Genomic DNA, 22,351 nt, shown 5'->3' with positions numbered 1-22,351 from the left:
AAATAAAAATTATTAAACAATGAGAAACGCAACATTTTTACGAAAAATGCTTTGGCTGTTATGCCTTCCATTACTCTTTACAGCTTGTAAAGATAATATGGACGAGCACTACGAAGTGCCAGACTGGGTAGCAGACAACGCATGGGAAGTGTTAAGTTCAGGTGAACACGGAAACTATTCCATCTTCCTGCAAGGAGTTGAGATTGCCGGTTTCAAGCAAATGCTTGAAGGGAAAGCAATTCTGACTATTATGGCACCAGACGATAACGCTTTCCAATCTTATCTAAGCGAAAAAGGCTATGCTACTATTAATGACATGCCTGTCGATGAGGTGAAAAAAGTAATAGGTTACCATGTTCTTTATTATTCTTATAATAAGGAGAAACTGGTAAACTTCCGTCCGACGGGAAACACAGAAACGGAAGAGGAGCAGAATGTAGAAGCAGGTCTGTATTACAAACACCGTACAAGAAGCAGCGACGCACCGACAATTGAGACGACTGCTACGGGTTCTTCCGTTATGGTGTACCACTTGGAACGCTATTTGCCGATATTCTCTTATCGTTATTTCCAAACGAAAGGTATCGATGCGAAGAGCAATTACGAAGCTTTTTATCCTAACTCCACTTGGACAGGAGAAAATGGCTTCAACGTATCTAACGCATCCGTGAAAGAATATGGAATTATTGCCAATAATGGTTATGTTCATACGGTTGACCGAGTGATTGAACCATTGGAAACCATTTATACCGAATTGAAGAGACAAGATGAATATTCTATCTTTTTCAATTTATACGATTCCTTCGGTGAATATGTTGCCGATAATACATTGAGTGACTCCTATGCTGCCGCATACGGAGTGGATACACTTTATCAGTATCAGCACGATGGTCTGCCGAACATCGCTTGCGAATGGCCTACCAGTAACTCTTTGGCTTTCACTTCATTGACTGCTACCGCTTATAGCATCTTTGCACCGTCCAACACAGCCATTAATCATTTCTTCGACAATTTCTGGAAAGTTGGGGGGTACTCTTCTTTAGGAGAGGTTGACCCATTGGCTCTTAACTATTTCCTATATGAGTTTATCTATGGTGGCTCATTGGTATTCCCCGAGGAAATAGGAACAGGGAAACTGGAATCTTTAACCGGTTCGCCCATCAATATCAATCCGGCAATGTTGAACGAAAAAATCATGTGCGTGAACGGTGCGTTTTACGGAATGAATGAGATTAAGACCCCGAGTGCATTTGCGTCTGTGGTAGGACCTTTGTTCCAGTATCGGGATGCGCGTTCTTTCCTGTATGCATTGGGTGGTTCTTCCCTGATAACCTCTTACACCTCTGATTTAGTGAAATATATTATGCTTGTTCCCACTGCGGAACAATTCGATGCTTCAGGTATTAGAACTGTTTATAGTACTCAAGGATTGGAAGCAATGGGAGATGATGGTTGGGCGGAAATCAGCAATTCTGCTAAACAGAATATTATGTATTTACACTCTGCTAGCATCCCTAGTGGTCAGGCAAGTGAATTACCAGAGGATGGAACGAAAGTAATCCCTACACAGTCCAGTTGGAACTTCTGGTTTGTGAAGGACGGAAAGATTACTTGCAATGCTATTTTCAATCAGCAATTGAATCCTCAATTCAATGGAGAGGTCTTCTTCCCGTTTACGAAATTGAAAGATGCCTCTAACGGGAGTACCTACCGTTTCGATTGTAATCAGCTATTCTTGGAGGAAAGTGGTGACTTGAACTATAACCTTGCTATTTGTGCGGACAAGAATTATCCGTATTACTGCTTTACCCAATTACTGCGTCAGGCAGGTATGATAAATGATCAAGTACTGATGAATATTTTCTTAAAAGGACGGTTTGTAGCATTTATTCCTACCAATGAAGCTATCGAGCAAGCCTTGTTGGATAATCGGATTCCGGGTGCAACCAACGCTTCGTTTGATGCGAATGGTGAGTTGACCGGTGACTTTGATAAAGAGAAATTGGCAAACTATCTGAACTCGTACTTCATGACTGCCCAAAAAAATGTGATAGCTTCTTATCCTTATATTGGTTCTGATTTCAAGAGTGGACGTTATTGGAGTGAACGTACAGCAGAAACTGAAGGAGCGACTGTGCCACAATTGATTTATACAGATAATGGGACTTCATTGAGTATCCAGTTGGAAGGATACAAAGAATGTCACGTGATTCCGGATTACGACTACTTCCCGTTTGCGTATGAAGAAGGTTGTTTCCACCTGATTGATGACGTCTTTTGATTAACAGAAAAATAGAGATTATGAAATTATTAAAATACATACTGATTGCTATCGTATTCGTGGCAACTGCCGGCGAAGCTTTTGGACAAGATAAAGTCCTGTCCGGTAAAGTGACCGAGATGTTCGGTGCGACAGCAGAACCTATGGTGGGAGTGAACGTTAATATCCTTAATTCCCAAAACCGTTCATTAGGCGGTACTATCACAAATATGGACGGTATCTATAACTTGAAAGTACCGGATGAAAATAATCTGACCATCGTATTTTCTTATATTGGAATGAAAACGCAACGAATCAAGTACAACGGTCAGACGAAGTTGAATATTATCATGAAAGACGATACACAGGCAATCGATGAGGTGGTCATCTCGGGAAAACGAATTGAACGCAACGATATGGGTATCACTTCCAGAGAGCAATCTTCCGCCACACAGAAAGTTAACATGGAAGATTTGGTGGCTATTGCTCCGGTCACTTCTATCGAAGATGCCCTGCAGGGACAGTTGGGTGGTGTCGACATTGTATTAGGCGGTGGTGACCCCGGTGCACGCGCTTCTATCCAGATTCGTGGTGGTAGTACGTTGAACGCCAATTCCGAGCCGTTGATTGTGGTCGACGGTGTTCCTTATCCGGCTGAAATTGATGATAATACGGATTTCTCGACCATCAATAATGATGACTTGGGCGCTTTGCTGAACATCTCACCGCAGGATATTGAATCTATCGAGGTTTTAAAAGATGCGGCGGCAACCGCTGTCTGGGGTACCAAAGGTGCTAATGGTGTGTTGGTCATCAAAACCAAACAGGGAGTGCAGGGAAAAACACGTTTCAGCTTTTCTTCCAAGTTCTCCGCTAAGTTTGAACCGGAAAGTATTCCGATGCTGAATGGTAATCAATATTCTGCCTTACTTTCCGAAGCTCTGTGGAATAGTGCCAATTACGTTGGTCTTACTAATTCTGCCAGTTATTTGCAGATGCTTTATAATTCTCCGGAGATCGGTTATCAGCCGGACTGGACTTTTTTTGATGAATATAACCAAAATACAGATTGGCTGTCTGAAGTACGTAGAAATACGCACTCATGGGAAAATACTTTTTCTATGAGTGGTGGAGGTGAAAGAGCCACTTACCGTTTCTCTTTAGGTTATTTGGACGAAGGTGGCACGACTGTCGGTACTGATTTCAGCCGTTTGAACTCTGCATTGAACGTACGTTACAAGTTTTCTGACAAGTTAATTTTCTCAACGCAATTCTCTTTTGTCCAATCCACGAGAAATAACAACTATTATAATGTTCGTACAGAGGCTTTCCGCAAAGCACCGAACAAATCTCCTTACTATATCGATGATGAGACCGGAGCTTATACTTCACAGTATTTCAACCATAACGAAAATTCCACGTTAGATCCGGCTTTTAACAGCAAAAAAAGTCAATACTATAATCCTATCGCTATGGCGAATGAGAGTATCAACAAAACCATCCAGCGGGAAAGTAAGATGAACTTCAATATTGAATACAACATATTGGATGGGCTGACCTACTGGGGTAATGTCAACATGAATATCCGTAATACGAAAGGACGCATGTTCTTACCGCAAGTAGCTACCGGACTTGCTTGGACTGACAGCAATGCAAACCGCAGTACGGATACTTCTTCCGATCAATTGACCATCAATACGGAGAACAAGTTGATCTACCGTAAAAATTGGAATGATAAGCATAGCATTATTGCAACCGGTGTGTTCCGTACGGTGGAAACGACTAAATCCAGCTATGGAAGTGAAACTTCCGGTAACGCTTCTTCCGGTCTTGCCGACCCTACCATCGGAAGTGCCGTACGTAAAATCAGCTCCGGAGATTCTAAGACACGTAGCATCAATGGAGTGGCTTTGTTAAATTATACGTTGCTGAACCGCTATATCTTCAATACTTCTTTGGGCTTGGAGAGCAACTCAACGATGGGTAAATCGGAACGTTTAGGGCTGTTCCCTACAGTCGGTGTCGCTTGGCATCTGGCAGATGAGAAGTTCATGGATTTCTCGAACGACTGGATGGATGAGTTTAAACTTCGCTTCAGTTTGGGACAAACGGGAAATGCCGCTTCCGGCGCTTCGCTCTATTTGGGTTCATACGCTTCCGGTAACAATTACATGGATATGAGTGCCATTACCCCGAGTACCATGCAGCTCAATCGCTTGAAATGGGAAACAACCACTGAATATAATACTGGTTTGGATGCTTCTTTCTTAAAAGGAAAACTTCGCTTCACGGTCGATGTTTATCAGAAATATGTCAAAGATCTGTTGCAAAGGAAAGTGAAAATGCCAACTAGTATCGGTTATGGAAATGGCTATGAAGTCAGCTACATGAATTCCGGAAAGATGACGAATAAAGGTTGGGAATTCCGTGTGGATGCTGTCCCATTTGAAAACAAAGACTGGCGTGTCGGATTCTACTTCAACATTGCCCACAACGAGAACAAGATTACGGAAATGCCGGATAACTATACCGAAGAGAACTATACCTTCGACAATGGCAATTATGCTTATCGTAGAGAGGAAGGACGTCCGATGGGGTCTTTCTACGGTTATCGTTACAAAGGCGTTTGCCAGAATAAAGAGGCTGCGTATGCACGTGATGTCGACGGTAACGTGATGAAAGATATTGCCGGTAATGCGATTGTGATGCGGAACGGAACAGCTACCGTAGCTCCCGGAGATGCTCTCTACGAGGATATTAATCATGATGGTGTCATCAACCAATATGATATTGTCTATTTAGGAAACTCCAATCCGAGATTCACCGGAGGTGCCGGTATCAATGTCAGCTATAAGCAATTTAAGCTGTCTGCTATTTTTTACGGACGTTATGGACAGGATGTAGTCAACTCTACCCGTTTAAGCAATGAATCCATGCGTGGAATTAACAATCAAAGTACGGCTGTCCTTAGACGTTGGCGCAACGAAGGCGATCAGACAGATATTCCGCGTGCACTCTACGGAGAGGGATACAACACACTGGGTTCTGACCGTTTTGTGGAAGATGCTTCTTACCTGCGTTTGAAATCGTTGTCATTCAACTATCGTTTGCCGAAGAAAATAATTCAGCGTTGGGGATTTAGTAATATCGATGTATATGTCACCGGATATAACCTCTTTACTTGGACTAAATACACCGGTCAGGATCCGGAAGTGAAGACCGAAAATACTTATGCCAAAGATAATGCTACTACACCGGCTTCTATTCAGCTTGTTGCCGGCTTTAATTTGAGTTTTTAAAAGATCTACGAACATGAAAAAGATATTTACTATATTGTTACTATCCGGAAGTTTGTTGATGAGCGGATGCAGCGATTGGCTTGATATTCTTCCCAAAGATAAGCAATCTACCGATATGTACTGGGAGTCTTCTGAAGATGTAGAAGCTATTCTCGCACAGGGATACAGTCGTTTGCGTGCTTGTGTCCCCTATATCATCAATTGGGGAGAATTGAGAGGGGGGTCCGTCATCGTTCCCTTTAGAGGAACAGGAGCTGGTCTGATTCAGAATTTTCAGGTGTTGCCCAGTACATCCACTGTTCAGTGGGGTACTTTCTATCAAGTGATCGGTATGGCGAATGCTGTGTTGAAGTATGCACCGTCCGTGATGGAAAAAGATGCCAGTTATTATGAGTCACAAATGAACTCACATCTCACGGAGGCTTACTTCCTGCGTGGATTGTCTTATTTATACTTGGTACGTAACTTTCGGGAGGTTCCCTTGATTACCGAACCCTACGTAGACGATGCTATGCCCAATGACGTGGCCAAGTCATCTGAAACGGAGATTTTGGAATTGATAAAAAGCGATGTACGTGCAGCGTTGGCAACTGATGCTGCCAAAGAGACGTTCGATGAAGCGTGGGAAAACAAGGGACGCGCTACCAAATGGGCATTGTACGCACTGATGGCGGAAACTTGTCTTTGGGCAGAAGATTACGAAGAATGTGTCACGTATGCTGATTATCTAATCAACGCTACAGCCGCAATACGACCGGCATTTATGTCGACACCCGGACAATGGTTCAATATGTTCTATCCCGGTAACAGTAACGAATCTATCTTTGAAATACAATATGATGAAACCAATTATGCACAGGGAAGTGGAAGCCCATCCAAAATCTTCCCTTATGGCACTGAGGTTACAACAGATTCATATCTGTATTCTGAGCCGATGACTCTTCGCTTAACAGAAGAATACATGCAGCATAAAGGAGATGAAATAAGCCGCACTTATTATGGCTCATTTGCCGGTACTGTTTATGCCGACTATCCGGAGAACGGTATTATCTGGAAATATGCTGGAATGGGGGTTGCCGACCCGGAAGCCGTTCGTACCATTCAGGATGCCAATTATATCATCTATCGTATGGCAGATGTCATGTTGATGAAAGCGGAGGCGCTGATTCGTATCGGTGGTTCTGCCAACTGGACAGAAGCATTGGCTATCATTAATCAGATACGCGAACGTTCAGAGCTAAACCCACGAAGTGAAGTTAGTGCGGACAATATCAGCGAAGCTACTGAAGAGATGTTATTGGAGATGCTATTGGACGAACGCGACATGGAGTTTGCTGCAGAAGGCAAACGCTGGTATGACCTATTGCGCTACGGTAAGCAGCAAAACTTCAAGTATAAAGATCGCTTTAAAGCAATCATTATGGAGAACAATCTGACTGCGGAAAATAAGTGGCTGAGTTCTGTTTTGGATAACGATAATGCTTGGTATCTGCCCATTCCTGCTGAAGATATATTCAACAACTCGTTATTGACACAAAATCCTTATTATGAATAATTAAATAACGATATACGATGAAAAAATTAAAAAAAATATACTGGATGCTGCTCATCGTTTTATGCGCAGCTTGTAATGATCCGTATGAAGGAGACACTTTTGCGGTCTTCGACACACAGCCTGCTGCAACTTATTTATCCAGCAGGTCGGAAGACTTTTCCGAATGGATTCACATCATGAAATATGCGGACTTATACAATGCAGTGAATCAGGCTACCCAACACTTCACTCTTTTCGTCCCCAACAATACGGCTGTACAGGAGTTTTATACCCGAAGAGGGGTTTCTTCCATCGAAGAGTTGGGAGCGGAATATGCACGTAATTTGGTATCTTATCATGTCATACAAGATACCATTAATCAAGCAACTTTTATCGAGAAAGAAGGTGCATTGGCTAAAAGAACCGTTTCTGACGATATTTTGATGGTGTCATTCGGAAGTGCAGAAAATGGCGGTGGCGGTATGCGGTCTGTTTATCTGAATAGTGAAGCTCATGTGCTTGAATTTGCAAATCCGGTATCCAACGGTTACGTATATGTATTGGAAAATACGTTAACTCCGCTTACCGAAAGCGTATATGCCCGGATATCCGAAAGTGGGCGTCCTTATACCCTCTTGAAGTCCGCTTTGGATGCAACGGGGTGGGGAGCCGAGTTGAACATTATCTATGATGAACTGAAAAATGAACAGGGACAAACTATCAAGCAGAAACGTAATTATACACTGTTGGCTGTAACGGATGATGTCTTTCATGATGCAGGTGTCAATAATCTGGCTGATTTAGCCCAACTGTTGGGAGCAAGCAGCGACTATACTAATCCGGAGAATGCATTGTATAAATATGTAGCCTATCACATCCTGACCGGAAGTTATGATTTGGATAACTTGCAGAGTTTCGACAGTGAAAATGCAACTTCTAAGATATGGAATACAGCGTGTAAAGGAAATGTGGTGAGAATAAGTAAAGAGGAGGAGCGAAAATTCTACTTGAACTATCAGGACGAAGCCAATAAAGCTGTCTTTCTGGAAGACGCATGTAATTTGCAAGCTAAGAATGGTTATATTCATCAAGTTTCCACTTATTTGCCGATTGCAGATGTAAAACCGGAAACAGTATTGTTTGATGTATGTAATTTCTCTGCTATCAAAGATTGGATTGCAGACGGTCATGGAGAGGAGGGCATTAAATTTCAGGAATCATATGGAACGGCAGAGAAGAAAAGTGACCTTGCAGAACTCAAAAATTGTTATGAATTTGAACTGAAGAACCCGGCAGGAGCTTTTGACAAATATTATAATGTTACCTATTTTACTACCCGGACAAATAATGACTGGAAAACTGCCCGCAATTATGATTTCCTGATGTTGAACATTGGTAATACGGGTTGGATCTCAATGGAAACACCGTCTATTATCAAGGGAAAATATAAAGTAACATTACACTTTGGTTATGCCTCGTCTATGGATTTTATCAGAACAAAAAAAGGTGGAAGTAACGGAGGACAAATGATTTTCAGCTTTGACGGAGAACATTCAGTTACACGTGCACCGTATACCAGTTCAACCACTACTCTCAAAAGTAACAAATTGGGATGTTATGAAGATGTGATTTATGATGAGATAGAATTTACAGAAAACGCTGCGCACACATTCAGACTGGTATTGATTGACCCCGCAGCTAGTAGTAATTCCAACTATCGTATATATTTAGATTATTTAGAATTTGAACCTATATTTGACGAATAAACCATGAAAGCAAGAAAATATATACTCGGCATCGCCCTTATCGGATTGATAGGGAGCGGCTGTACCAATACATGGGATGAGCATTATGCTCCAAACGCCGGTACGGTTAATAATACGGAGATTTCTATAGTCAATGAATCCCTTACGGATTATCTGGCTCAAGAATCCTCTTTGAGCAATATGTGCCAGCTGTTCAACGAAACAGGTATGGTGGAACAATTGTTGGCGAAAGAGCAGATGTACACCATTTTGGCAGTGGAGTCAGGCGTTGCAGCGGGGGATGATCCTATATACACCGCCCAGACCTATATATCTGATGCCTCTATCTCACCTTCCAACCTGAAAGACGGAGACCGTCTTTTGATGTGGAGCGGCAAATATCTGAAAATCAGTAAAACCGATGGAGAAAACGAGGCTTCCAGAAGCACTACTTCCCGTATTCAATTCAACAATGCAACCGTAACTCGGGTGGTTAAACTGACCAATGGGTATTTGTATTTGTTGGATCAGGCTATCAATGCTCCGAAAAGCATGTATGAGATTATCGAAAATCTGGGTGATAATTATTCTATCTTCCGTGAAATGATCTTGTCACGAAATGTCTCGGTATTTGACAAAGAAGCGAGTAAAGTGGTGGGGGTAGACAATACTGGAAATACGGTATATGATTCGATATTTACTGTAAGAGCTCCTTATTTTGAAAAGGTAAAATTTGATATCATGTCCGAAGATCTCAGTGCTACCATGTTAATTCCGTCCAATGACGTAATCAATAACACGTTGAAGGTAGCACAGGATAAACTGAAGGAGTGGAATATGGTACGTGCAGATAGTATTCTGAAAAACTGGATATTTCAATCGGCATTCTTTAATAAGATCTATTCCAAAGCCGATTTTGAAAGCAATGAGGATTTGACTTCTGTATTCAATAAACAATGGCGCACGAGTGTACAGAAAGTAGATCTTGACCATCCGATATCCATGAGTAACGGAGTCGCTTACTATGTCACTGAAATGAAGATACCGACTAACGTATTGATTTATCGCCTTAAAGAACTTTTCAGAAATTATGAATATTTGAGTGCCGATGATAAAGATACGTATTTCAAGACTACCAATCTTTCATTTAACAAAATCAGCGAGAAGGATGAAGCGAATTGCAAAGGATGGGCAGCGTTAGGATTCCCCACTGTATATTACAGAGTTCTCTATTTTAATTTGACAGATCTTGATAATAAAACATATACACTTGATTATACTCCGTTTAGAGGTGAAACAGTGGGGAACAAATACGTGGCTGTTCCTTATAAGATTCCGCCCGGAACATATAAACTCAACATGGGGTTCAGACAAAAGAAAGATTTAGGAGCGATTGCTGTTTCGATTATCAAGGGCGGGGTAGAAATTCCTGTAGCCACTCTTTCACAATCTAAGCTTAATAATGCATCTGCTTACCACTATGATCGTTCCGGAGGTGGATATCCGGAAGGAATAGATGAAGCTGTTGCGCAAGGATTTAAAAATAAATCAAAATATGATCGTGATGGAGGTGCTGTAGGTACAGTCACTATTCCGGGAGACAAAGCCAGCGAAATTACCATACGTCTTAGTGGATCAGGTTCCAACTTGAAAGAAGCTGCATTATATCATTGGTGTCTGCGACCAACCGAGGACTGTTATTAATCTTATGAAAATAAAGACAACATGAAAAAGATACAAGTTTTATTTTTCACCCTGTTAGTTTGCCTGTTCGCTGTCAATCTGTATGCGCAGGAACAAGGTAAAATAAGCGGGAAAGTATTATCCACCCTTAATATTCCGGTTGAGGGTGCGGTGGTGTCTGTCACCGGAAGCGAAGATGTCACTACGGATAAGAACGGAGTATTTCAAATAGCATGCAAGAATCCGCGGAAAGCCACTATCTCTGTTTGGGCTGTCGGATATTATACGGTGCTTCAAGCAGTGGATAACCGTAAGGAGATGACAATCATTATGATTCCTGAATCGGAATACAAATATAATGAAACAACCGTATTGCCTTTCCGTATTGAAACGAACGGAGTAACTACTTCTGCGGAGAATATTACTAAAAAAGATTTCGTACCTGCCGGTATGAAGATAGATCGTGCGTTGGCGGGACAGATTGCCGGCTTGCAAGTGACCCGTGGCAGCGGTATGCCGGGAGAGGGAAGCTTCATTAATCTTCGTGGAACACGTTCTTTCGTGGGTAATAATGCTCCATTGGTAGTTATTAACGGTATTCCTTATATACCGGACGTCAATGATTCACCATTGATTAATGGATTGAGCCGTAATATCTTTCAGGCTTACAACCTCAATGATATTCAAAATATCACCGTATTGAAAGGTGCGGAAGCGGCTTTATATGGTTCTATGGGTGCTAACGGTGTCATTCTGATTGAAACGGATGGTGCCACATCGGAGAACATGAACACGGAAATCAGTTATTACGGTCAGTTTGGTGTCAACTGGAACAACAAACGCATGCCCTTGCTGAATGGGATAGATTATCGCTCTTACCTGTCGGACATGGGAATGAGTTATTTCGGAAACATGGATGACTTCTTTACCGAATTCCCTTTCATGAGTGACCCCACCAACAGCAGATACGCCAACTACTACAATAACAATACGAATTGGCAAGATGAGATTTACCGGAACGGATTTGTGACGGAAAATCTGTTCCGGGTAGAAGGTGGTGATGCTATCGCCAAATACGACTTGTCTTTGGGCTACTCTAAAGAGAACGGTATACTGAAAAGTACGCAACAGAACCGCTATCATACACAGTTGAACGGAAACTTCTTGGTCAGCAAAAATTTTGAGGTCTATGCTACTGTCGGATTGGCATATATCAACGGTAATTATCAAGAACAAGGGATGAATATGCGTACCAACCCCTTGCTCGCCGCTTATGCACAGTCTCCACTGCTTGCTCCCTATCAAAAAGCTGATAATGGAGAATTTACTCCGATTTATTCCGACTACTATTATGGCATTAGCAAAAACATGGACTTTGCTGTCAGCAACCCGTTAGCTATTGTCAATAATCTGGATGCGAATAGTCGCCAATATGACGTAAATATTAAAGCAGGTTTCAATTATAAAATATTCCCGGGCTTTTCTCTCAACGGTGTTTTCGGACTTTACTACAATTATAACAAGGAGCATGTTTTTGTTCCGGGTAGAACGGATTTTACCATCGTTCCTACTACAGACGCATTCGGTACAGAAGAAAATACCATCCGGGAAGGTGTGAACGAAACGGTCAATTATTTCTATAATTTAAACGCGCGCTACAACAGACAATTCAATAGCCGCCATGCGTTGAATGCGATGGCGGGAGTGCAAGTGTTGACTACCTTGCAGGAATACGATGGGGCGTACGCGCGCAACACAACCAATGACTTCTATCAAGTATTGGGGTCGGCTGATGCGATCGGTCGTTATTTCAACGGTTATCAGAATAAATGGAACTGGGCAAATATTTATGGTCACGTAGACTATACTTATAATAATGTCTTGAATGCCGCATTGAATATGTCTATTGACGGTTCTTCCGCCAACGGAAGATATACCAACTATTTCCGAGTATATCCGTCCGGTGGAATTACATGGATGGCGAAGAATATGCCTTTCTTTATAGACAAGGATTGGCTCACCCGTCTGGATTTGCGTGCAGAATACAGCTTGACGGGAAACAGCCGCTTCTCTTCCAATTATGGGAAATCTTATTATAGCAGTTTACCGTATATGGCTGTATCAGGTATTATGCGTACTCAAATTCCAAACACACATTTGAAACCGGAGATAACCTCGCAGATGAATTTAAGTTTGGATGCCTCTTTCTTGAGAAACCGCATCAGTCTGGGGGTAGATTATTATCGTGGCAGAAGCAAAGATGTAATTATGAACATTGGAAAATCTGCTGTTTACGGAACATCCGCTTACTATGCAAACGTCGGAAAAATCGATAACAACGGAGTGGAACTTTCATTGCAAGCTTCCCTGATCCGGTTGCGCGACTTTGAGTGGATTGTAGGAGGTAATATTTCTTTCATGGAAAGTAAGATTAAATCATTGGGCGGAAACAATCAGGAAACAATCCAATATAATGATGGCTCGATGGTCGTAAGCCGCGTAGGTGGAAATCCATACGAATTCTACGGATTGCAAGCAAACGGTGTTTACTCTACTCAAGCGGAAGCGAGTGAGGCTGCGTTGATCAACAGCAGCAATCAGGCATACAGTGCCGGTGACGTACGTTATGTAGACCAGAATAACGACGGACGCATCGATTCTAAAGATTATGTATCATTAGGTAGTGCCACTCCTGATTACTTTGGAGGATTCTATACCCATATTCGCTACAAACATTTCGCACTGACGGCTGAATTTTCTTATTCAAAAGGGAATGAAGCATACAATGCAGTAAGAAGGACGCTAGAATCAGCTTCTTCTTTCTCTAACCAAAGTGTAGCTGTGGCCAACCGTTGGAATGTAGAAGGACAGGTTACCGATATTCCACGTGCTAGCTATGGAGATGCTATCGGTAATAACAACTTCTCTTCCCGTTGGATTGAAGATGCTTCTTTCCTGCGTATGAAGAGTATTACGTTAAGCTATAATTTCGACAAACCGGTTTGGAATTTCTTCCGTTCAGGAACCATTTACGTGACAGGGGAAAACCTGCTGACCGCTACCAAATATTTGGGTATGGATCCGGAATTCGCTTATTCATCCGGCAGCAATGCTACACAAGGATTTGATTATGCGAAAGTGATGCAACCGAAATCTGTCAAACTGGGTATTAACTTGAAATTCTAATGATGAAGATGAAAAAGATATTATTGAATGCCGCTTTCATTCTGGCGGTTACCTTATTGGGGGGATGCGATGACTTCTTCAATCCGGATACGGATGTTACACTGGATAATGAGGATTATATATCAGAAGAAAGTGAGATGTACTCCGGTTACATTGGTATCATGACCAAAATGCAAGCCATTGGAGACAAAGTGATCTATCTGAATGAACTCCGGGGAGAAATGGTGGTGCCGACTGCAACGGCACCCACTGAACTCTATAACTTGTACAATTACGATGATGACTTAAGTGGTAATTCATATGCAGATCCTTCTGGATTTTACGAGGTAATAAACGCCTGTAACGATTATCTTCGGAAATTGAAAACATACGAAGAGAAGAACGCTATTAATGAAAGCCACTATAAGGCATTGGTCAGCAGCACGCTGCGCGTCAAGGCATGGATGTTTATGACGATAGCTAAAATCTACGGAGAAGTAGCATGGGTGGATAAGCCAATGACTTCATTGAGAGATTTGTCGCAGTTTGACATATTGAATCTTGACGAAACGATGGTAGCCTGCAAGAATCTGCTAGATATTGGTTATGACAACATTGATGGAACGTATGAAACAGCATGGAAAGAGTGGGTAGATCCGGATACGGAACTGAAAGACAGTGAATATCGGCGTTGGGATATGATGACTCCTCCTTACTATGCTTTATATGCGGAGATTTGTTTGTGGTTAGGTAGATACCAACAATGTATCGATGTGATACTTAATAAAATGAACAGTATCTATCAAAATTCTAAAAATCAATCTATCGCTTTCTTACGCAATGATATGTTGTTCAGTCATTATACCAATTTCTTTAATAATGAGACTCCGTATGATTATGAATCGGCGTCAGCAATTATGTATGACTATCAAAACAGGCAGACGAACAGTCTGTTGAAGCATTTCGATTCTGATTATCCGAATAAATATTGGTTGGCACCGGCAGAGGTTGCTGTAGAACGTTTCAGAAATAATGAATTCGGTCCGCTGGGCAATAAGGATAAAGATTTCAGAATGAACTACACAGTATCTGAATACAATGGTAAATGGGTGATCAGTAAATTCCGTCCAATTTCCAAACCTGTACGTACCGCTTATCGTGATGATGTATTCGTCTATATTTACCGCGGTGCAGATCTTTATTTTATGTTGGCTGAAGCTTTCAATCAATTAGGCAGAAGATCTGTAGTAGATGCATTGATTAATGTTGGGGTCAATGCCTACTCTAGTGAGTTTGATATCGATGAGGACGGTACTTATTCCGGCAATTGGTATGGTATAACTCCTCATTGGACGAATAGCAGTACTGTATATAATAAGGCAGACGGGACAACAGAAATTGCTAATCGTAAATATGGTGACAGAGGGATTCGTGGAGTAGAAGTAAGCTATAGTAACATCGGATCACGTATCTTTACTTCCGATAAGCGAAACAATGACGAAGAGATCCTGAAAGAGATGATGCTTGAAATGGCCTGTGAAGGAAAAGTGTATCCGGCTATGATTCGTATGGCAAAACGTTACAACGATAATAGTTTCATGGCGAAGTATATTTCGGAAAAATACGAAACTACCGGCAATGCTGAAGCCATTCGTTCCAAGATAATGAGTGGAGACTATTTCATCAAATGGGATTTAAAATAAAGATCCTCAAATCATCCTTTGGTTGGGATTGTTAGGGGGAGTGACGCGGGTTTTTGAATGAGAATCCGCGTCATTTGTTTCAAATATAAATACTTTTGTAAACAATAAAACAAAGAATAATGAAAACATTCGCAGTATCTATTGCAGCACTTTTTATTTGGACAGCTTGCGGAGACGGGAAACAGCCGATAATCGACCGCGAGGCATTAGTAGAAAGGAATAGTCCGGTTGTGACGGCATTCGATTCATTGGCTTCACTTTCTGTGGGCAATGGAGAGTTTGCTTATACGGTAGACATCACCGGCTTACAGACGTTTCCGGACAATTATAAAAAAGGGGTTCCACTGGGAACGCAGAGCCAGTGGGGCTGGCATAGCTTCGCCAATCCGGGCCGGCTTACTCCGGAAGAGACTCTGAAAGAATATGATTTTGGTAGGGGAAAGAAAGAGCTTTACGCGACTCAATTCAAAGAAGAGGGCAGACAGCAGGATGCCGCTAACTGGTTTCGTGTCAATCCGCACCGTCTTCATTTAGGAATTGTCGGTTTTGACGTGGAAAAGGGTACGGATATTGAACAGGTCACTGACGTTCATCAGAAACTTTGTCTGTGGAATGGGAAAATCGAAAGCCGGTTCAAATTAAACGGTGAGGATTATCAGGTGGAGACTGTCTGTCATCCTTCCAGTGATATGATTGCCGCTCGTATAACCTCCAAGGCACATACCGGAATTTGTTTTCGCTTTCCGTATCCTACGGGTGCCCATTGTGATGATGCTTGCAATTGGGAAGTCGTCGATAAACATACAACGACTGTGGTTACTCAAAATGAATCTTCCGCAGTGTTGAAACATGCGTTAGATAGTACAGCGTATTATGTAACTTTGCACTGGGAAGGGAAAGCAACGTTGAATGAGAAAGCAACGCACTATTTTGTCCTGACTCCGATGGAGGATAACCTGGCTTTTACCTGTGCTTTTACCAGTGAAGCTCCTTCTACGCAAACTGCTACCGTGGCACAGACTCAGGAGGAAGCCAAAAACTATTGGAATTCGTTTTGGAAGGATGGCGCAGCTGTTGACTTTTCGGCATGTACAGACCCGCGTGCCAAAGAATTGGAACGGCGTGTGGTACTTAGCCAATATTTGCTGGCTATTCAGAGTGCAGGTACTACTCCTCCGCAAGAGACGGGGCTCACTTATAATTCGTGGTTTGGCAAATTCCATCTTGAAATGATCTGGTGGCACGAAGCTCAATTTGCCCTTTGGAATCGCAGCCACTTACTCGACCGTACATTAGGTTGGTATGAAAAGGCTGAACCGATCGCACGTCAAATAGCCCAAAGACAAGGATTTGATGGCGTTCGCTGGATGAAAATGACCGATCCCTCAGGAACAGAAGCCCCTTCCAAAGTAGGAAGTTTCCTGATCTGGCAACAACCTCATTTGATTTATCTGGCAGAATTGCTTTATCGTGCTGATCCGACTCAAGAGGTATTGGAGAAATATAGTCGTCTGGTACAGGAAACGGCAGAATTTATGTACTCTTTTGCGACTTATGATGAACTGGAGGGACGTTACGTATTGAAAGGGGCTATTCCTGCGCAAGAGACGTTGCGTGCAGCAGAGACGGTTAATCCTCCTTTCGAACTTTCTTATTGGCATTTTGCCATGCAGATCGCCCAGCAATGGCGTGAACGTATGGGACAGCAACGCAGTCTGGAATGGGATGAAATGATCGACAAACTTTCACCTTTGGCGGCTAATAAAGAAGGACTTTATCTGGCTGCCGAAACGGCTGTAGATACCTATAAAGACATTCGTTATACTTCCGACCACATGGCGGTATTAGGGGCAGTCGGTATTCTTCCGATGAATAAACTGATCCGGGAAGACTATATGAAAAATACATTGCACTGGATTTGGGATAACTGGAATTGGGGTAAAACCTGGGGATGGGATTATCCGATGACGGCTATGAATGCTGCCCGTTTGGGTGAACCGGAAAAGGCGGTCGGAGCTTTACTGATGGATAAACGTACCAACACATACTTGCCGAATGGTCATAATTATCAGGACGGTCGTTTGCGTATTTATTTACCGGGTAATGGTGGCTTGCTGACTGCTATTGCGATGATGTGTGCCGGTTGGGACGGGTGTACGGAGACTAATCCGGGATTTCCGAAAGATGGAACTTGGAATGTCCGTTGGGAAGGATTGAAGCCATTACCATAATCAAACATATAAAGATATGAATTATTTTCATCTGAATCTTATTTTGAAAGGAAAGCTGTCTGTCTGTTGCCTCTTGCTGTTGTCAGCGATGCCGTTATATGCTCAAAGAGAGGCCAAACGGATCGGTGACTTCAAGGAATCCATCTCCTTGAACGAACATCTGCGAGGTACCCAAAGGGCATTGCAATATCGTCCCGATGGGGATGAATTTGTTTGTGTCAATGGTAAGAATCGGTACACCCGTGCTTTGTACGGTAGTCACTCTCCCTTTCGGGTAGAGACAAGTGACCGACCGGTTTTTGCTTTTTATAATAACGGGCGCGGAGGAAATATAAGTTTTAAAGTGATTCTTCGTGACGGAACAGCATTGGCACTTGACCGCACCGGGCATTGTGAATCCCGTTATTCGGCAGGAAAACGTACCTATTATCTGACAGACCCTTCTTGGGGAAAAGGAGAACTGCGTATTTCTGTTCTGGCATTGGCCGATATGGATGGGGCGGTCTGGCGTTTTTCTCCTTCGAATATGCCGAAAGGAGCCATACTTCATTGGCAGCACGGGGGGGCTACCGGAAAACGTTTGAGTCGCAATGGAGATATGGGGGTCGATCCGGCTGATTGTTTCGAACTTCCTGCCGAAGCGACTGACCTTGTCACGGGTGAACTTCCTTTGCAGAAAGAGGTATACTTAGTACGCGGGGAGGTCCCCGAAGGTTATAATGCCCGTAAACTCTATCGACAGGCGGAGGAGGCTTCTCTGGCATTGACTGCTCGTTTGCGGATAGAAACACCGGACCCTTATTTGAATACTTTGGGAGGTGCATTGGTGGCGGCTGCCGATGGAATTTGGGACGGACAGGTTTGGTTGCACGGTGCTATCGGCTGGCGTATGCCGTTGAGTGGCTGGAGGGCCGGATATACCGGTGATGCCTTGGGATGGCATGACCGGGCACGGATTCATTTTGATGCTTATGCCGCCAGTCAGGTGACGGATGTCCCGAATACAATACCTCATCCGGCACAGGATTCCACCATGAATCTGGCGCGTTCGGAGAAACGTTGGGGAACTCCTCAATATAGCAACGGGTATATTTGCCGGAATCCCAGACGTAACAACCAGATGCACCACTATGACATGAACCTTTGTTACATGGATGAATTGTTATGGCACTTCAACTGGACGGGAGATACTGCGTATGTCCGCAAAATGTGGCCTGTGATTACCCGCCATCTGGCTTGGGAAAAATTAAATTATGATCCGGACAATGATGGTTTATATGATGCATACGCCTGTATTTGGGCAAGTGATGCGCTTTACTACAACAGTGGCGCAGTCACCCATTCGTCGGCTTATAACTACCGTGCCAATAAAACGGCTGCTTTTCTTGCTTCTTTGATAGGCGAAGACCCTTCACCTTATCAGCGTGAAGCCGGGCAAATATTGAAAGCAATGAATAAGCGCCTTTGGATGCAGCGTAAAGGTTGTTGGGCGGAATATCAGGATTTCATGGGGCATCGCCGGCTTCATGAAAGTCCGGGATTATGGACCATATACCATGCGATCGATAGCGATGTTGCCGATCCTTTTCAGGCTTATCAGGCTACACGATATGTCGATACGGAAATACCGCATATTCCCGTATATGCCGATGGGTTGGAGAAGGGATATGCAACGATTGCCACTACCAATTGGTTACCTTATTCCTGGAGTATCAATAATGTGGCTTTTGCAGAGGTGATGCATACGGCTTTGGCCTATTTCCAGGCGGGACGTCCGGAGGAAGCATGTCGGTTGATGAAAAGTTCGTTCCTGGATGGTATGTACTTAGGCAACAGTCCCGGCAATTGGGGACAGGTCAGCTTTTACGATGCTGCCCGTGGAGAGTGTTATCGTGACTTTGGAGATCCGATAGGGGTAGCTTCCCGATTGCTGGTACAAGGATTATATGGCATTTTGCCGGATGTATTGAACGGGAAGATGGTGATTCGTCCGGGATTTCCCGCAGGATGGTCAAAAGCTTCTATCTCTTTGCCTGACATAACCTATCACTTTAGCAGGAAGGATGATACGGATATTTACCGGATAGAGCAACGTTGGGGGGCGCCTTTGGCATTGACATTACAAGTGAATGCCGGAAGAGAAAGAATTCATTCTGTGAAAGTAAATGGGAAAGAGGTTGGCTGGAGTTTTGCGGAAGCAGCTTCCGGTTATCCGGTGATTGTTATTCCCGCTTCTTCTGCAAAGAATGCAACGGTCGAAATTGTGTGGGGAGGAAACAGACTGAATCCGGTTCTGCCTGAAATACAGACGGAGCCTTTGGCGGAGATCCGTATCCCATCGGTTTCAGGGGCGGTATTCGGTGAAATATATGATCCGCAGGGAGTGCTGATGCAACCCGATGTCAGTGGTACGTCCATCAGAAGTAAAGTCAATGATCTTGTAGGGCATCATACCTTCTTTGTCCGCATGAAACAAGGAGAGATGGAATGGTGGCAACCGGTGAACGTACAAATCGCAAAATCGGAAAAAGCACCGGCCATTCTTCCTTTCTCACAGGTGAATACGTCAGAGTGTCGGGTGATGAATATGGATTCTTTGTTCAATGCGAATGTGACCGACATTTTCCGGAACGAGTATCTGACACCCCGTTCGCCTTATACCACCTTGCAACTTCCTGTTCAGGGTATCGGTGAGTGGTGTCATCCCAAATTGACAGCCGATATTGATGATACGGGTTTGCGCGCATTGGTACGTGATGAGATACTGACCACCAAACTGGGTGTGCCATTCCGAACATTGGCTCAAGGAAGCAACATTGCTTTTACTTCGTTGTGGGATAATTACCCGGACAGTTTGAGTATTCCGCTTTCCGGTCGGGCTTCTCATGCCTATTTGATGATGGCGGGTAGTACCAACCACATGCAGTGCCGCATTGCTAATGGTATAGTTCGTGTATACTATACAGATGGAACTTCGGATGTATTGGAATTAGTGAATCCGGACAACTGGTGTCCTATTGAGCAGGATTTCTATGTGGATGGGCTGGCATTCAACGTGGTTTCTCCCCGTCCTTATCGCATCCATTTGAAGACGGGTCTGGTGAGCAATGACTTGGGAAAGGAGTTAGGCATCAAGGGTGTTTACGGACGTTCCATCGAGGGAGGAGCGGGCATACTTTTGGACATTCCTCTGAATCCTTCTAAAGAATTGAGCCATCTGACGTTGGAAACACTCTCAAACGATGTTGTTATCGGCCTGATGGGAGTTACATTGCAATAAAATGAAAATAACATATTAATAAAAAGTTAAGAATTATGATGAGAAGAACTATTCATTTACTACTGATGTTGCTTTGGGTGACAGAGGTAACTTATGCGAACGCTGTTGATTTTGATAAAGTGTTTAAAGAGAGTGCCCGCATCGAAAAACAGATTAAACGGACCTATTTTCCGAAACGGACATTTCTTATAACGGATTTCGGAGTAAAAGCAGATGATGAGGCTAATCCTTGCCATGAAGCCATTAATCGGGCTATCCTACAGTGCAGCCTGACAGGAGGTGGTACGGTAATTGTACCCAAGGGAACTTTTTATACCGGACCTATCACTTTAAAGAGCAATGTGAATTTCCATCTCGAAGAGGGAGCCGTATTGAAATTCTCTACGGATCAAAGCCTTTATTTCCCTGCTGTTTTAACCCGTTGGGAAGGAATCGATTGCTATAATGCCCATCCCTTGATTTATGCTTATGGTGAAAGCAATATTGCCATCACCGGAAAAGGCATCATCGACGGACAAGGGAGCATGGAAACTTGGTGGCCGATGTGTGGAGCTGCGAAGTATGGTTGGAAAGAAGGTATGGTAGCCCAACGTAACGGAGGTCGTGAACGTCTGTTGATGTATGGTGAGACATCGACTCCTGTTTACAAACGTCTGATGAAGCCGGAAGATGGCATGCGTCCGCAGCTATTGAATTTACATTCCTGCCACACCATCTTGATTGAAGGGGTTACATTGTTGAATTCTCCGTTTTGGGTGATTCATCCTCTTTTCTGCGAGAGCTTGATTGTTAGCGGAGTGACTGTTTTCAATCGTGGACCTAACGGAGACGGATGTGATCCTGAATCTTGTAAGAATGTGTTGATAGAGAATTGTACATTTGATACGGGGGATGATTGCATTGCTATTAAATCTGGACGTAATGAAGATGGTCGTAAATGGAATATTCCCAGTGAAAACATTATCGTACGGGGTTGCATGATGAAGAACGGACACGGTGGGGTAGTGATCGGCAGCGAGATTTCCGGTGGATACCGTAACCTGTTTGTGGAGAACTGCTGGATGGATAGTCCCGACCTCGACCGTGTCATCCGTATTAAGACCAGCACTTGCCGTGGAGGAGTGATCGAAAATGTGTATGTGCGCAATGTGACGGTAGGTCAATGTCGGGAAGCAGTGCTCCGCATCAATCTGCAATATGAGAATCGGGAAAAATGCAAGAGAGGTTTTGACCCGATTGTCCGTAACGTGCATCTGAAGAACGTAACTTGTGAGAAGAGTAAATTGGGAGTACTTATTATCGGACTGGAGGATGATAAACACGTCTATAACATCAGTGTGGAGGATTCCCATTTCAATAATGTAGCCAAAGGAACAAATGATATTAAGGGGGCGAAAGATGTAACTTTCAAGAACCTTTATATCAATGGTGAATTGGTGAAATAGGCTATC

General features: G+C 43.2%; 10 protein-coding genes. All 10 read left to right on the top strand.

Annotated elements, in window-relative coordinates:
• The first annotated feature begins 19 nt into the window (after positions 1 to 19).
• The 10 genes from AB9N12_RS03175 to AB9N12_RS03130 all read left to right on the top strand — a co-directional run bounded on the left by AB9N12_RS03175 (position 20) and on the right by AB9N12_RS03130 (position 22,345).
• A complete protein-coding gene (locus tag AB9N12_RS03175) occupies positions 20 to 2,281 on the top strand; it encodes a fasciclin domain-containing protein (RefSeq protein ID WP_369889607.1) in 2,262 nt (753 codons plus the stop codon).
• A 20-nt stretch (positions 2,282 to 2,301) separates the two neighbouring features.
• Positions 2,302 to 5,559, top strand: coding sequence for a SusC/RagA family TonB-linked outer membrane protein (locus tag AB9N12_RS03170; RefSeq protein ID WP_369889605.1), 3,258 nt, complete (start codon positions 2,302 to 2,304; stop codon positions 5,557 to 5,559).
• A 13-nt stretch (positions 5,560 to 5,572) separates the two neighbouring features.
• Positions 5,573 to 7,114, top strand: coding sequence for a RagB/SusD family nutrient uptake outer membrane protein (locus tag AB9N12_RS03165; protein WP_369889603.1), 1,542 nt, complete (start codon positions 5,573 to 5,575; stop codon positions 7,112 to 7,114).
• A gap of 17 nt (positions 7,115 to 7,131) precedes the next feature.
• Positions 7,132 to 8,859 (top strand): DUF5108 domain-containing protein, encoded by a 1,728-nt coding sequence (locus AB9N12_RS03160; protein ID WP_369889601.1) that lies wholly within the window; start codon positions 7,132 to 7,134, stop codon positions 8,857 to 8,859.
• A 3-nt stretch (positions 8,860 to 8,862) separates the two neighbouring features.
• Positions 8,863 to 10,542, top strand: coding sequence for a hypothetical protein (locus tag AB9N12_RS03155; RefSeq protein WP_369889599.1), 1,680 nt, complete (start codon positions 8,863 to 8,865; stop codon positions 10,540 to 10,542).
• A 21-nt stretch (positions 10,543 to 10,563) separates the two neighbouring features.
• Positions 10,564 to 13,707 (top strand): SusC/RagA family TonB-linked outer membrane protein, encoded by a 3,144-nt coding sequence (locus tag AB9N12_RS03150; RefSeq protein ID WP_369889597.1) that lies wholly within the window; start codon positions 10,564 to 10,566, stop codon positions 13,705 to 13,707.
• Complete coding sequence (locus AB9N12_RS03145; protein ID WP_369889596.1) at positions 13,707 to 15,389, top strand: RagB/SusD family nutrient uptake outer membrane protein; 1,683 nt, start codon at positions 13,707 to 13,709, stop codon at positions 15,387 to 15,389. Before AB9N12_RS03150 ends, AB9N12_RS03145 begins: the two co-directional genes overlap by 1 nt.
• A 119-nt stretch (positions 15,390 to 15,508) precedes the next feature.
• Positions 15,509 to 17,620: a hypothetical protein gene (locus tag AB9N12_RS03140; RefSeq protein ID WP_369889594.1), complete on the top strand. Its 2,112-nt coding sequence runs from the start codon at positions 15,509 to 15,511 to the stop codon at positions 17,618 to 17,620.
• 16 nt (positions 17,621 to 17,636) lie between these two features.
• Positions 17,637 to 20,900, top strand: a complete 3,264-nt coding sequence (locus AB9N12_RS03135) for a DUF4450 domain-containing protein (RefSeq protein ID WP_369889593.1) — start codon at positions 17,637 to 17,639, stop codon at positions 20,898 to 20,900.
• A gap of 35 nt (positions 20,901 to 20,935) precedes the next feature.
• A complete protein-coding gene (locus AB9N12_RS03130; protein WP_369889592.1) occupies positions 20,936 to 22,345 on the top strand; it encodes a glycoside hydrolase family 28 protein in 1,410 nt (469 codons plus the stop codon).
• The last annotated feature ends 6 nt before the right edge of the window (positions 22,346 to 22,351 follow it).

The organism is Bacteroides sp. AN502(2024) (assembly GCF_041227145.1).
Taxonomy (GTDB): Bacteria; Bacteroidota; Bacteroidia; order Bacteroidales; family Bacteroidaceae; genus Bacteroides.
The sequence above is the reverse complement of the archived record's forward strand: the minus strand, read 5'-3'. Positions and strand labels throughout refer to the sequence as shown.

Excerpts from the sequence above, each read along its gene's own strand:
- AB9N12_RS03145 (WP_369889596.1), top strand. The coding sequence starts at position 13,707 with ATGATGAAGATGAAAAAGATATTATTGAATGCCGCTTTCATTCTGGCG.
- AB9N12_RS03155 (WP_369889599.1), top strand. The coding sequence starts at position 8,863 with ATGAAAGCAAGAAAATATATACTCGGCATCGCCCTTATCGGATTGATA.
- AB9N12_RS03170 (WP_369889605.1), top strand. The coding sequence starts at position 2,302 with ATGAAATTATTAAAATACATACTGATTGCTATCGTATTCGTGGCAACT.
- AB9N12_RS03160 (WP_369889601.1), top strand. The coding sequence starts at position 7,132 with ATGAAAAAATTAAAAAAAATATACTGGATGCTGCTCATCGTTTTATGC.
- AB9N12_RS03130 (WP_369889592.1), top strand. The coding sequence starts at position 20,936 with ATGATGAGAAGAACTATTCATTTACTACTGATGTTGCTTTGGGTGACA.
- AB9N12_RS03135 (WP_369889593.1), top strand. The coding sequence starts at position 17,637 with ATGAATTATTTTCATCTGAATCTTATTTTGAAAGGAAAGCTGTCTGTC.
- AB9N12_RS03140 (WP_369889594.1), top strand. The coding sequence starts at position 15,509 with ATGAAAACATTCGCAGTATCTATTGCAGCACTTTTTATTTGGACAGCT.
- AB9N12_RS03175 (WP_369889607.1), top strand. The coding sequence starts at position 20 with ATGAGAAACGCAACATTTTTACGAAAAATGCTTTGGCTGTTATGCCTT.
- AB9N12_RS03165 (WP_369889603.1), top strand. The coding sequence starts at position 5,573 with ATGAAAAAGATATTTACTATATTGTTACTATCCGGAAGTTTGTTGATG.
- AB9N12_RS03150 (WP_369889597.1), top strand. The coding sequence starts at position 10,564 with ATGAAAAAGATACAAGTTTTATTTTTCACCCTGTTAGTTTGCCTGTTC.